This is a genomic window from Clostridium beijerinckii HUN142 (assembly GCF_000621745.1).
In the GTDB taxonomy this organism is placed as follows: Bacteria; Bacillota; Clostridia; order Clostridiales; family Clostridiaceae; genus Clostridium; species Clostridium beijerinckii_A.
The window spans coordinates 1-13542 of sequence record NZ_JHXK01000033.1; the positions used below are offsets into that span (position 1 = coordinate 1).

General features: G+C 31.0%; 12 protein-coding genes. 10 read left to right on the forward strand and 2 right to left on the reverse strand.

Annotation, left to right across the window (positions count from 1 at the left end; genetic code table 11):
* Positions 1 to 148: 148 nt before the first annotated feature.
* Positions 149 to 1195, reverse strand: a complete 1047-nt coding sequence (locus tag T483_RS0114885; RefSeq protein ID WP_026887581.1) for a fatty acid desaturase family protein — start codon at positions 1193 to 1195, stop codon at positions 149 to 151.
* Positions 1196 to 1513: 318 nt separating this feature from the next.
* On the opposite strand from T483_RS0114885, the gene T483_RS0114890 reads away from it, so the two are divergent.
* From T483_RS0114890 to T483_RS0114930, 9 genes are all read left to right on the forward strand, one after another.
* Positions 1514 to 1822 (forward strand): PTS sugar transporter subunit IIB, encoded by a 309-nt coding sequence (locus T483_RS0114890; protein WP_026887582.1) that lies wholly within the window; start codon positions 1514 to 1516, stop codon positions 1820 to 1822.
* A 28-nt stretch (positions 1823 to 1850) separates the two neighbouring features.
* A complete protein-coding gene (locus T483_RS0114895) occupies positions 1851 to 3101 on the forward strand; it encodes a PTS sugar transporter subunit IIC (protein WP_026887583.1) in 1251 nt (416 codons plus the stop codon).
* 79 nt (positions 3102 to 3180) lie between these two features.
* Positions 3181 to 4491, forward strand: coding sequence for a 6-phospho-beta-glucosidase (locus T483_RS0114900; RefSeq protein WP_026887584.1), 1311 nt, complete (start codon positions 3181 to 3183; stop codon positions 4489 to 4491).
* Between the two features lie 18 nt (positions 4492 to 4509).
* Positions 4510 to 4815, forward strand: coding sequence for a PTS lactose/cellobiose transporter subunit IIA (locus tag T483_RS0114905; protein WP_026887585.1), 306 nt, complete (start codon positions 4510 to 4512; stop codon positions 4813 to 4815).
* A 111-nt stretch (positions 4816 to 4926) separates the two neighbouring features.
* Entirely contained in the window at positions 4927 to 6021 is a 1095-nt protein-coding gene (locus T483_RS0114910) for an N-acetylmuramoyl-L-alanine amidase (RefSeq protein WP_026887586.1), read from the forward strand.
* Between the two features lie 24 nt (positions 6022 to 6045).
* Positions 6046 to 7452 carry a DUF5050 domain-containing protein gene (locus T483_RS0114915; protein WP_026887587.1) on the forward strand — a complete coding sequence of 469 codons (1407 nt, stop codon included), beginning with the start codon at positions 6046 to 6048 and terminating at the stop codon, positions 7450 to 7452.
* Positions 7453 to 7629: 177 nt separating this feature from the next.
* Positions 7630 to 8715, forward strand: a complete 1086-nt coding sequence (locus T483_RS0114920; RefSeq protein WP_026887588.1) for a DUF871 domain-containing protein — start codon at positions 7630 to 7632, stop codon at positions 8713 to 8715.
* Between the two features lie 101 nt (positions 8716 to 8816).
* Entirely contained in the window at positions 8817 to 9602 is a 786-nt protein-coding gene (locus T483_RS0114925) for a pseudouridine synthase (RefSeq protein WP_026887589.1), read from the forward strand.
* 302 nt (positions 9603 to 9904) lie between these two features.
* Positions 9905 to 10243 carry a DUF2500 domain-containing protein gene (locus tag T483_RS0114930; protein WP_026887590.1) on the forward strand — a complete coding sequence of 113 codons (339 nt, stop codon included), beginning with the start codon at positions 9905 to 9907 and terminating at the stop codon, positions 10241 to 10243.
* 668 nt (positions 10244 to 10911) lie between these two features.
* Here the strand turns inward: T483_RS0114930 and T483_RS0114935 are convergent.
* Entirely contained in the window at positions 10912 to 11703 is a 792-nt protein-coding gene (locus T483_RS0114935) for an AraC family transcriptional regulator (RefSeq protein ID WP_026887591.1), read from the reverse strand.
* Between the two features lie 255 nt (positions 11704 to 11958).
* Here T483_RS0114935 and T483_RS0114940 point away from each other — a divergent pair, with 255 nt between their 5' ends.
* Positions 11959 to 13353 carry an MATE family efflux transporter gene (locus tag T483_RS0114940; protein WP_026887592.1) on the forward strand — a complete coding sequence of 465 codons (1395 nt, stop codon included), beginning with the start codon at positions 11959 to 11961 and terminating at the stop codon, positions 13351 to 13353.
* The last annotated feature ends 189 nt before the right edge of the window (positions 13354 to 13542 follow it).

A 13542-nucleotide genomic window follows, 5' to 3' on the forward strand; every position in this document is an offset into this window, starting at 1 on the left:
TGGAGCATGCTAAAGTGGATACAACCTGCTGCTTAGAAGCTTCAGCGATATTTTCATAGCTTTTCGGAACAAAATATTTATGATTTCGGTAAGTTGCCACATAAGTTCAGGTCTTAGTTGGTTTATCTATAATTATCTCTAATTTTATCTATAGATTATGATAAGAAATTTTATTAGGTTTTAATCCTTTTTCTAGTGAAGTATATATGCGTTTGTTTCTTGGATCTATTAGTTCCTCGTTATTATAATAGATTCTAGGAGTTTTCCAGAGAAGCTTTAAAGCGCTGCTAAGAGGCATTTGATGATATCTCTCTGGCCATAGTTTTAATATCTCTTCCTTTACTAGAACATAGTATTTGGGATTCATTCCTGGAAATAGATGATGCTCTGTATGATAAGAAAAATTAAAATGGAGCACATCAAGCCATTTTGGAACTGTTACTGAAAGACTATTAACTAAAGGATCATTTATAGGTACAAGAGGATTTAACCTATGATTACTTGATATATAACACATTACAATAAAATTCCCTATAAGGAATGGAATTAAATATGAGAAAATCCACTTATCAGTTTCAACTAAGAAGAATAAGCCTATCCATATAATCCAAGGGAGTATAAACTGAATCCATAGTTTTATACCCTTTTGTCTTTTAAAGTCTTTAACGTATATAAAGAACATACGAGTTCCATGAAGAGTAAAGGAAATAGTTAATGCTGTGAAGCTAAATAGAGAACGAAACCACAAAGGAAGCTTATAAATGTATTTTATAAAGGATCTATTGTTAAATTGATCAAAGCTCATCCAAGCATCTGGATCATTTATTTCGTGTTGAGTATTAGCATGATGACTCATATTGTGCCACTTAATCCAAATGGTTGGACCTATGCTTAATGGCAAGAAGGCTATTCCGCCAAGGAGTTTTTTTAGCCAAGGTGTTTTTACAACAGTGCCGTGCAAAATTTCATGTCCAAGAAAACCTATAGACGCAAAGCTAAAGCCTAAAACTAAAGATATTAAAAAGTTTATAAGATTATTAAATTTACATAGAGTAATTGTGAGTATTCCACAAATTATAATAAACGTATATGCAAGTCCTCCAAACAATCTTGAAGGTACTGGTTTAAATGCATCTTTGGGTAGTTTGGGGGATATTTTATTAGCATACCACCCTATATTATGAAGTTCTTTCATTGATTTTACCGCCTTTCGTGATCTATAAAGTATCAATAATATTTATATAATTAATGTACATGGATTTAAAAAATATATTTTCCAAAGTACTTAATTTATGTTAACAATAATTATTATCAATTGTCAATAATTATTTGTTAATATTCTTTCGCGTAATATCATATTTCTTGTTTTGTGAAACAAAATTTCAAGTATAAATAACTTTTTTGAAATTTTATTAAATTAAAAACAAAAGCAGGTAATAATAGGGATAATAATAAAATACATATATTGTAAAGCGGCATTTAAATATATTGATAATTGAAGGGGGATATTATTATGAGAGTTTTAATGGTTTGCTCTGGGGGAATGTCTAGTGCAATAGTTGTACAAGCAATAAAAAAGGAAGCTGATAAAGAGGGCTTTGAGCTAGAAATTAAGGCAGTTGGAACTAGCGATTTTGAGGATGAAATTCAGCAAAATAAGTATGATTTGGTTTTAGTTGCACCTCAGGTAAGACATAGATTAAATGGTTTTAAAGATCAGGCGAAAGAATATAGCATTGAAGTAACTGGCATTGAGCCAATGGGATATACCCCTCTTGGTGGAGCAAGAGTTCTTAAGCAAATAAAGAGCTATTGTGAGTAAAAATTATAATAAAGGATAAGGAGGAAATATGAATAAATTTTTTAATTGGCTAGAAAAGTACTTATTGCCACCAATGACTAAATTATCTGAGCAGAGGCACTTAAAAGCTATTAGGGATGGAATAGTATCTACTATTCCACTAATAATAATAGGAAGTTTTTTCTTAGTAATTGCAGTTCCACCTAATGATTGGCTAAAACAATTAGTGGCGCCATATGTTAATCAGATAATGTTTCCATATCGCTTAAGTATGGGGATAATGGCATTATACGCATCTTTTGGAATAGCATATAATCTAGCAAAGTCATATAAACTAGATCCTTTATCTGGTGGAAGCTTAGGTCTTGCAGCATTCCTGCTTACAAATGTTCCATTAAATATTGATCCTAACGGCTGGATGTTATCGTTATCTAGTTTAGGCGGATCTGGTATGTTTACTGCTATTATAATGTCTATTTTTGCTGTAGAAATCTTTAGAGTATGCAAAGAAAAAAATCTAACTATTAAGATGCCAAAAGAAGTCCCAACATCAGTTGCTAATTCTTTTGCGGCTCTTATTCCAGCAGCTTTCATTATAGTTCCAATATGGATCATAAGAGATTTATTGAATTTTGATATTCAGAAATTTGTGTTAAGTATATTTACACCTTTGGTAACTGCAGGAAACTCACTTCCTGGAATATTAGTTCCAATATTACTTATTACACTTCTATGGGGCTGCGGAATACATGGAGATTCTGTTGTTGGTACTGTTGCAAGACCTATATGGTTAGCAATGCTTGATGCTAATGTATCAGCCCAAGCAGCTGGACAGCCTATTCCTAATATAGCACCAGAGCCATTTTTTCAATGGTTTGTATGGATTGGCGGATCAGGAGCAACTATAGGGCTTGTAATACTAATGTTAGGCTCTAAATCAAGATACTTAAAAGATATCGCTAGAGCAAGCTTAATCCCAGGAATCTGCAATATTAATGAGCCTGTCATATTTGGAGCTCCAATTATGTTAAATCCATTATTAATAATACCATTTGTTCTTGGACCATTAATTTGTGGTTGTGTATCATACTTTGCTATGACTTTAAATTTAGTATCTAAACCAGTGATTTTAGCACCATGGACATTGCCGGCACCTATTGGTGCTTATCTAGCAACTGGTGGAGACTGGAGAGCAATAATTTTAGTCTTGATAAATATAGCTATTGTAACTGCTTTATATTTTCCATTCTTAAAAGCATATGAAAAGAAATTAATTAAAGAAGGTATGGAAAATGGTTAATAAAAATTATTATTAATTTTAAATTAGTTATGCAGTGTTATACAAATGCGGCATAACTAAATCAAGTTGGAGGCGCAAGATGAGTAAGTTAAAGATTGTAATAATTGGAGGAGGAAGTAGTTATACTCCAGAAATAATAGAAGGATTTATAAAGAGAAAAGATGAACTTCCAGTTGGAGAAATAGTTTTAGTTGATATAGAAGAAGGAAAAGAAAAGCTTAGTGTAGTAGGAGATCTAGCAAATCGAATGTGTAAAAAAGCCAATTTAGATATTAAGATCTTCCTCACATTAGATAGAAGAGAGGCTCTAAATGATGCTGATTTTGTAGTTACACAATTTAGGGTTGGGGGATTAGATGCAAGGGCAAGAGATGAGAGATTTCCTTTAAAGTATAACGTATTAGGTCAGGAAACAGTTGGACCTGGAGGATTTGCAAAGGCCCTTAGGACAATTCCTGTAATTTTAGATATCTCGAGAGATATAAAAGAACTATGTCCTAATGCATGGCTTATTAATTTTACTAATCCATCAGGAATTATAACAGAAACGGTATTGAAATATACAGATATTAAATGTATAGGATTATGCAATGTTCCAATACACATGAAAATGGATGTGGTTTCAATGCTAGATGTTGACAGTAAGGATGTTTTCATAGAATATGTAGGACTTAATCACTTAGTATGGGGACGAAATGTATGGTATAAAGGCATAAATGTAACTGATAGAGTTATAGAAAAATTAAAAGATGGTGCAGAACTTACAATGAAAAATATATCAGATTTAAAATGGCCAAAGAAATTTTTAGATGCTTTAGGAATGATACCATGTCCGTATCATAGATATTACTATATGACAGATAGATTGTTGAAGGAAGAAAAAGATGCAGCCAAAACTATTGGGACACGAGCAGAACAGGTAAAGAAAATTGAAGCAAGCTTATTTGAAAAATATAAGGATAAAAATTTAGACGTTAAACCACCTGAGTTAGAAAAAAGAGGTGGAGCATATTATTCGGATGCAGCTGTATCACTTATAAGTTCAATATACAATGATAAAAAAGATATTCATACAATAAATGTTAAAAATAATGGGACTATTAAAGGAATTCCAGACGACTCCGTTGTTGAAGTTAACTGTTTAGTAGATAAGAGAGGGGCAACTCCATTATCTTTGACAAGACCTGTAGAAGAAAAGATTCTAGGTTTGATTCACAGTGTAAAATTTTATGAAATATCAACAATAGAAGCTGGATTACATGGGGATGCAAATCAAGCTATAATGGCTCTAGCCAATAATCCACTGGTCCCATCAATAGATATTGCAATTAAATTATTTGAGGATTTATGCACATTAAACAGAAAGTATTTACCACAATTTAATAAATAATATTAGGAGATGATCTACATGGAGCAAGAAATATTTGAGATAATAACACATGCAGGTGACTCAAGAGCATATGCCTTTGAAGCACTTGATGAAGCTGAAAATAAAAATTATGATAAAGCGGAAGAATTACTAAAAAAGGCTAGGGAAGAACTGCGACTAGCTCATAATACTCAAACAAAATTGATTCAAGCTGAGATAAATGGAAAAGGGATTAAAATAACATTACTTATTGTTCATGCACAAGATCAATTAATGACTGCCATGTCTGAAAATAGCCTCATTGAGAAAATGGTAAGAATGTATAAGGTAATTCATGAAAAGTAAAATAAATTAAATATTATGTAATTAAATGAATAGTGCAGAGGAATTTATGAAAAAATAGAATGAAAAGTCTATATAGGATATACAGAAAAAATGTAGTGGAGGTAAATATTTATGAAAAAATTTAAATGTATAGTCTTTGTGATTTTACTAGTCTGTACTTTCATATTACCTGTTTCTTATTGTAATGCAGAAGAAACTACTACTACGACAGAAGCTAGCAATAGCAAAGTTTATGACTTACAACAAGATGCTTTTAAATATTATCAAATTGAACATAAAGGAGCTTTAGGAATTCCGGTTTCCTATTCATGTTCAGAATCTGAGGCCGGAGATATTAGAAAATATACAGTGGAGCCTAAGTATTCTGAAAGCATTGATGGAAATAAAGTTGAAATACTTATTTCACAGGTTAATGTTACTGGTGGCACTGATAACTTCAATTCAGTTTTAAAAGATAATAAGTATATAAAGAATATAAAGCTAGATAAACTTGATAATAATACAGTAAAAGTTGATATTGAGACTTCTGGAAAACTTAATGTTAAAATTAATCCTGTAAAAAGGAGATATTCTTCCTTAGGGGACAATAAATATGAGTTTAAGACATTTATAGATGTTACATTTGAAGAAAAGGTTAAAGATAACTCGAAAATAATAATTATTGACCCTGGCCATGGAGGCTCAGAGCTTGGAGCAACAGCCAATTTTACTTATGAAAAGCAGTTAAATTTGGATATATCTAAAAGAGTAAAAGAAAACCTTGAAAAAGCAGGATATCGTATATATATAACTAGAGATGATGATAGAAATGTAGGATTGTTAGATAGAACGGATCCAGCAAATCTTTTGAATGCGGATTTATTTTTCTGTATACACAATAATTCACTTCCATTAGATGTTAACATGCAGTCTGTTTATATGTTTAGGGGAACTACGGTATTATATAATTCTACTGCTCCAAAACCAGGAAGAGAATTTGCAACAATACTCATGAGAGAAGTGTCTAGCACCATAAAAACTAACACATATCCACTTCAAGATAGGCCAAATCTCGCAGTGTTATCATCAGCATGGTGCCCCGCAGTACTTATGGAAACGACTGTTGAGTGCGATGATGGTGATGCAAAGATGATGATGCATAGACTTAATAGTCAGAAAGTTGCAGATGCATCACTTAGAGCTGTAAATAAATATTTTATAAAATAAAAAGAATCAGGGGTGGATGTATAGATGTCAAAAAAAGTTATTAATAGATTATTCTTAGTTATTACTATTACATCATTGATTTTTATGACATGTAGTACAAGTGCAAAAGCTGATACAACAGAAACTGATTTCCCACATACGGATTTTGGTACAATTTCAGGTTTATCGATTGAAAAGCAAAATCCATATGTCGAATATGCAGGAGTTGATCATTATCCAGTGCTAAGTGGTGACACTATCAAGATAAATATGAGTTCTAAGTATGATGGAGACTATTCTGACTACAGCAATTATGATCCAGTGCAGTATAGAGTATTTATAGCTAAAGGTGAAAATGAAGATTACACAGAATTAACTGATGGATATTCAAATCCAATTCCTGCATACAATGAATTTACAATAGAAGATACTAAGGCCTTAACTGAGGATAAATATAAAGTTATGATTTTTGTAAAAAAGTCTTCATCTAATGGAGCTGACCCAAATTCGTATGGTTCTTATGACAAAATATATAATTTTAATTTTACTTGCTACAACAGCTCAAATGCACCTAAAAATGATAATTCAAAAATTTCTAATTCATCAGGCAATATTGTAAATGATGGAATGGCTGTAGAAGATAATGATTATATATATTATATAAATAGAGTTGGAGACGTCTATGGAGCAGCTCCTGACTATTTGTACAAAATAAGGAAAAATGATCCGCCTAGGAAGGATTTATGTGATTTAAGTTACAATACACAATTAATTCCAAATAGAGTATGGAATCTTAATCTTGTAGACGACTGGATTTACTATAGCAATTGGAAAGATGCTTTTCATCACAGTATAAATAAAGTTAAAAAAGATGGAACAGAGGACACCTGCATAGCAAATGAAGCAGTAGGAAATATGTTTGTAGAAGGAAATTGGATATATTATGTTAAAAGAACTAATTCACATTCAATTGATCTAAATAATATATACAAAATATCTTTAGATGGCAGTTGTAGAATACGACTTAATTCCACAGCTACAGAGGATATGACTGTAAGCAATGGATGGATTTATTACACTAATATATCTGATGCATATAAAATCTATAGAATGCGACTAGATGGAAGTGAGAATACAAAAGTATGTGATGATGAAACTTTATTTATGACTGTTTGTGGAGATACTGTTTTTTATAGCAACAAATCAGATAGTGATAAGTTATATAAAGTAAACGGAGATGGAACAGGAAAAGCTAAGTTATCTAATGACAAAGCCACTTTTATAAATGCAAGCAAAGATTATGTCTATTATGTGAATTATTCAGATAATGAAAATCTTTATAAAATTCCAGTTGGAGGTGGAAGATCTGAAAAGATTACTAACGAATATGGAACTAATATAACAATTTTAGACGATAAAATATTTTTTAATGGTATGTTTTATAATAAATAAATCACATCAATTAAATAGAGAAACACTATATTTAAAATGATTGTCAGTGAAAATCTATAAGAAAATATAGATAGACCAGGTGAGACATGAATCTATGCATATAGCGCTCCGAAATAAGGAGTATTCTTTATATGTTGTTTATCTATAATAAAAATTTTAATTAAGGGAGAATTTTTAATGAGAAGGCTAGGAATATCAGTTTATCCCATGCACAGTAGTGCAAATGAAATAGAAGATTATATAAAATTGGCATATAAATATAATTTTAAAAGAATTTTTACATGTCTTTTATCATTTGATGGAAGTAAAGAAGTAATAATCAATAATTTCAAGAAAATAATACAATGTGCAAATGAAAATGATATGGAAGTAATAGCAGATATAAGTCCTAAAGTATTCGATGAACTTGGAATTGATTATAAGAATTTAGATTTTTTTAAGGATCTAGGACTTTATGGTATAAGACTTGATCTTGGATTTAATGGTTTAGAGGAATCTATTATGTCATTTACAAGTAAGAAATTAAAAATAGAATTAAACATGAGCAATGGGACAAAATATATAGATAATATATTCTCTTATATGCCAAATGCAGATAACATATTAGGCTGTCATAATTTTTATCCACACAGATATACAGGATTAAGCTACGAACATTTTATAAAAACCAGCAAGCAGTTCAAATCGTTAGGAATCAGAACAGCAGCATTTATTTCATCTCACAGTGCAGATCATGGTCCATGGCCTGTAAACGAGGGATTATGCACTCTTGAAATTCATAGAGATCCTCCAATAACAGTTCAAGCAAAGCATTTATGGACATCTGACTTAATAGATGATGTAATTATTGCAAATGCCTTTGCTAGTAAAGAAGAATTAAAAGCATTAAGCGAAATAGATCCTTATGTTTTGACATTAAATTGTGAGATAAATAAAAATGCACCTGAAACAGAGAAGAAAATAGTTCTTGAAGAATTTCATTTTAACAGAGGAGATGTATCTGATTATTTAATAAGATCAACTCAAAGCAGAGTTAAATATAAAGACCACAATTTTGAAGTATTTAATACTCCAGATATAAGAAGAGGAGATATTATTATAGAAAGTTCATTATATGGACATTATGCAGGAGAAATGCAGATAGCTAAAAAGCCTATGAAAAACTCTGGCAAATCAAATGTAGTAGGAAGAATCTCAGAGGAAGAATTGTTTTTGATTGATACAATAGCTCCATGGCAGAAATTTAAATTAGTAAATAATTAATGAAAAAGATGTTATAATCTATATAGATCAAATTGGAATAAAAGATTTATATGTTTTAAAATGTTTATGGAGTTTTTACAAAGGAAGAGATGTGACGATATATGCGATTAGATAAATTTCTAGCAGAATCAGCTGTTGGAAGCAAAAAAAGTGTCAGAAATTACATTAAAGAAGGTATGGTAAAGGTAAATAAAGAGATAGTTACAGAGCCTGCAATGGAAATTGATGAAAACTGTGATGTCGTTGAGTATCTTAATGAGATAGTTAAATATGCTGGAAAATTATATTACATGTTTAACAAACCAGCAGGTTGTATTACTGCAAAAACTGATGAGATTCATAAGACCGTATTTGATTTTTTAGGCGAAGCTGGTACAAAAGGAATATTTCATGTTGGAAGGTTAGACAAGGATACAGAAGGATTATTGTTATTTACAAATGATGGAGAATTTGAACATAAGGTAATGTATCCAGAAAAGCATGTTGAAAAAACTTATTTCTTTTGGGCGTTAGGTTCTTTAAGCGAAGAAGATAAGAATCAATTAGAGCAGGGAACTTATATTGGACAGGGTAAAATATTAACTAAGCCGGCAAGAATTGAAGTAGATAGGTTTGGCATATATGAAGATCTTAAACATGAAATGGCCACCAATAATGTGAACAATATAAACTCAAATCATCATACACAGCCAGTCGTTTCGGGATATCTAACTATTTCAGAAGGACGCAAGCATCAAGTAAAGCGTATGTTAAAGTCTGTAGGCTGCTACGTTGTATATTTAAAAAGAATTTCAATTGGTGGACTAGCTTTAGACAAATCACTAGAGAAAGGCCAGTATAGGCCTTTGACAGAGTTAGAAATTCAAAAGGTATTAGGAAATTTATAAATGATTTGATAATTAATAAGCTGAGATTTTTTGCATTTAAAAATCTTAGCTTTAATTTTTAAGAAAATATGTATTATAAACAGAAGTTTAATTCATTAAAGTTTACCGTAAAAATTTCTTGAATATTGACTTTATTTTAGCATAAATAATGCTTAATAGGCTAATTTATGTAAGTTTATGATATAATGGGTATAAAACGATAAGTATTAAAGAAATAAGTTAGTAAACCAAGTTAAGATAAATAAAATGTTGAATTTAAGCTAAAGTAATAGAATTTTAGAAGGATAGGAAGTGGATTAATCATGATTGGATTTCAGCTAATATTTTTTGTTTTTGTGGCTTTTATAATTTTTATAAACATCAGTAAATATATTAAAAATGAAAACTCACCAATTATATCCACTAAGGCAAAATTAATTAAGAAAAAAAGAGAAACTTGTACAAATACAGACAACAACGGAGTTATGACAACTACTGAAAAGTTAATTTTAGAATTTGAGTTAGACACCGGAAGCGAAATTAAATTTACAGTTGGAAGACGTGTCTTCAAAAATGTTCCAGAACATGAATGGGGAACATTAACTTTTCAAGGAACACGCTTTTTAAAGTTTGACTCATCAAATGGAGTTGTTGAAAAATAGCACCGTTGACAATGTAACTTCTCATATTCTAATAAATAAAACTTAAATAGGCCTAAAACAAAATCTGAAGTTTTCTTGCATTTGGAAGATTTCAGATTTAATTTTTTATTCTTTAGCATTCATAAAACGCCTGAAATCATCTGCCAAACTAGCAATGAATTATTATACCAAGGCAATTGAAAATATTCTCAAAAATCTCTTTCACAAAAACTTTTCAGTACAACTAAACTATTACTGTACTTTATGCGAATATAACCTGCTTCTTAGAAGCTTCAGCGATACTTTCGTAGCTTTTTGGAACAAAAGTATAGTATTCATTTCGGTGAGGCATACGAATAAGTATAGATTATAGTTGGGTTATCCATAGATATCCCAATTATTAATTAGACTTATTCTGTGAACATATTTCCATATTTACTATATATAAATGATTATCTTTAGCTAGAAATCATAAATATATTTGTGGAGAAAACATTTGAAAATGAGCTGTTAAAGGTTCTTAGCTGTAGGTTGTTCCATTTTAGCTTGTCAAACTGAAAGTTGGAGCATGCTAAAGTGGGTACAATCTGCTGCTTAGAACCTTCAACGATATTTTCATAGCTTTTCGGAATCAAAATATTTATGATTTCGATAAGTTATCACATAAATTTAGTTTTAAAGTTGGATATCTATATACCTGTTCTAAATTTTGTAGGAGTAAGAGCAGTTAGTTCTTTGAAAATTCTATTAAAATTTCGCTGACTTTCAAAGCCACATTCCAAAGCTATAACTGTAACTGGAATGTCTGTTTCGCTAAGGAGTTTTTGAGCTTTATTTATTCTCAATCTATTTATGTAATCATTAAATTGGTAGCCAATCTTATTTGAAAAAATTCTTGAGAGATAAAATTTGCTGAAACCTAAATCTTTAGCTATACTATCTAGTGAAATTTTCTCATGGTAATGAATCTCAATATATTTAAGTAGATTTTGCATTGTACTGTTATAAAAAGTGCTGCTTTTTTTAAATGTACAATGCGAATCAAGTTTTCCAAGTATGGTGTATAAAAGCCCTTTAATAACATATTTATTATTAGAACTTGTATATTCGTTATGCAGCATATATAAAAGAGAACTTACCCCATCATCGACAATATTTTTTGACATAAATGGATTCTCCAGTGTTTTGTCCATTCGTATACCAAAGAAGCTACGTGTAAGATCTGGTGAGAAAATAAATAGAATAATTTTTGAAAATCCATCACTATTAAAAGTATGTATATCATTAGGGAAGCAGATAGAAACTTCACCAGCTTTAAGGCAGCATGGAGTATCGTTTATTGTAACTTCTATAGAGCCTTCAATAACATAAGCTATTTCTACATATGGATGTAAATGTGGAGGGAAACTGAAATTTTCTAATATTTTTGAACTAAAAAAGTTTTGATCACCAGATTTATTTGCTTCAAAAAAAGGATACATATAAGACCTCCAAATATTTAATATATATAATTAGTATGTAGATAGTTCAATGGTATTACAAGATATTGATAGAAACATAATCCTTACAAAATTCTAAGAAGAGCGATTGTAAAATAATATACACTTAAATTAAATTTATCATAAGAAATATAACATGCACTGCAATATATGTCTATATTGGGTTAATATATTGCCAGCTTAATTTATCAAATCCATGTAATATTGAAGTAAACAAAAGAAGGAGAGTTTTAAATTATGTCTGTAAAATATGTACATGATATGACTGAAGGTAATGAAGTTTCCCATATTATAAAATTCACTTGGCCAATGCTTATAGGCAATGTATTTCAGCAGTTTTATAACTTGATTGATTCAATAGTTGTAGGAAAGTTTGTTGGTGCTAATGCTTTAGCAGCAGTAGGTGCTTGTGGATCTCTAAGTTTTCTTTTTTTCTCTGTATGCTTGGGATTGTCTGTTGGTATAGGTATAATCATTTCTCAATATTTTGGAGCTAAGAAGGAAGAACAAGTAAAGAGAGCCATTGCCAATTCAACTTATGTGATTGGCGCATCTGGTGTTGTTATGAGTATATTAGGAGTTGTTTTTGCACGCCAAGTTTTACAGCTTTTGAATACACCACCTGAAATCTTAAATGATTCTGTAGCTTTTTTGAGAATAGCATCAGGAGGAATGATAGCTGTAGCTGCCTATAATGCTATAGCTGCCATACTTAGAGCATTAGGTGACTCAAGTACACCTTTAGTTTTTTTAATTATTTCTTGTGCAATTAATGTGGTCTTAGATTTAATTTTCGTACTAAAATTTGGATTTGGCGTATCAGGTACTGCCTATGCTACTGTCATTTCTCAGGCATGTGCAGCAATTGGCTGCTTGGTCTTTGCCTTGATCAAAAATCCATATTTTAAATTGAAAAAAGAACACTGGAAAATAAGTGAATCAATCATAACTAAATGCATAAGGATAGGAGTCCCCGTAGCAGCTCAAAACTCACTGATTGCTTTTTCACTAGTAGCGCTTCAGAGTGTAGTAAATGGATTTGGAGAGACAGCTGTTGCAGCATTTACTGCTACTAGTAGAGTAGAACAGCTAATACAGCAGCCCTTCAATTCATTAGGAGCAGCTATGTCTACATTTGCAGGTCAAAATATGGGAGCTAATAAACTGGATAGGGTAAAAAAAGGATATCACAAAAGCATTTTAATAGTAGCTGGATTTAGCCTTTTAGCATTTCTTGCAGCGCAATTTGGTGGACAGGCTATAATGGAAGTGTTTGTTAAAGATGAATCAGTAATAAATCTTGGAGATAAGGCAATAAGGATTACAAGTTGTGCATACTTTCCTCTTGGAATGATTTACGTTACAAGAGGTGTACTCAATGGTACAGGGGATGCATTTTATGCTATGATTAACGGTTTTGTTGAAGTGGCTGGAAGAGTTGGATTTTCAAGCGGACTAGCTATGATTCCTTTTCTAGGAGTTTGGAGTGTGTGGGTAACTAGTGGACTTACTTGGACTATTACGGCTATAGCAAGCGTAATACGTTACAGGCAAGGTAGGTGGCAAGATAAATCCATAGTTAAACCAGTTGAAAAAACTATAGAGTACAAAAAGTGCGCCGAGGGCAAGTAAATGAATATCCGGTAAAATTCTGTAATCAAAAGAAGAACAAGTTAAAATAATTTTAGGTCAAATATTGACTACAAAAAGGCTGCGTTTTTACGTAGCCTTTTTATTTGGAAATTTACGTTTTATCTGTGCCATACGGGTGAAATATACCCCAACTAGAAATAATGATTATGATTTTTTGAGGCCATCAGA

Excerpts from the sequence above, each read along its gene's own strand:
- T483_RS0114885 (WP_026887581.1), bottom strand. The coding sequence starts at position 1,195 with ATGAAAGAACTTCATAATATAGGGTGGTATGCTAATAAAATATCCCCC.
- T483_RS0114890 (WP_026887582.1), top strand. The coding sequence starts at position 1,514 with ATGAGAGTTTTAATGGTTTGCTCTGGGGGAATGTCTAGTGCAATAGTT.
- T483_RS0114895 (WP_026887583.1), top strand. The coding sequence starts at position 1,851 with ATGAATAAATTTTTTAATTGGCTAGAAAAGTACTTATTGCCACCAATG.
- T483_RS0114900 (WP_026887584.1), top strand. The coding sequence starts at position 3,181 with ATGAGTAAGTTAAAGATTGTAATAATTGGAGGAGGAAGTAGTTATACT.
- T483_RS0114905 (WP_026887585.1), top strand. The coding sequence starts at position 4,510 with ATGGAGCAAGAAATATTTGAGATAATAACACATGCAGGTGACTCAAGA.
- T483_RS0114910 (WP_026887586.1), top strand. The coding sequence starts at position 4,927 with ATGAAAAAATTTAAATGTATAGTCTTTGTGATTTTACTAGTCTGTACT.
- T483_RS0114915 (WP_026887587.1), top strand. The coding sequence starts at position 6,046 with ATGTCAAAAAAAGTTATTAATAGATTATTCTTAGTTATTACTATTACA.
- T483_RS0114920 (WP_026887588.1), top strand. The coding sequence starts at position 7,630 with ATGAGAAGGCTAGGAATATCAGTTTATCCCATGCACAGTAGTGCAAAT.
- T483_RS0114925 (WP_026887589.1), top strand. The coding sequence starts at position 8,817 with ATGCGATTAGATAAATTTCTAGCAGAATCAGCTGTTGGAAGCAAAAAA.
- T483_RS0114930 (WP_026887590.1), top strand. The coding sequence starts at position 9,905 with ATGATTGGATTTCAGCTAATATTTTTTGTTTTTGTGGCTTTTATAATT.
- T483_RS0114935 (WP_026887591.1), bottom strand. The coding sequence starts at position 11,703 with ATGTATCCTTTTTTTGAAGCAAATAAATCTGGTGATCAAAACTTTTTT.
- T483_RS0114940 (WP_026887592.1), top strand. The coding sequence starts at position 11,959 with ATGTCTGTAAAATATGTACATGATATGACTGAAGGTAATGAAGTTTCC.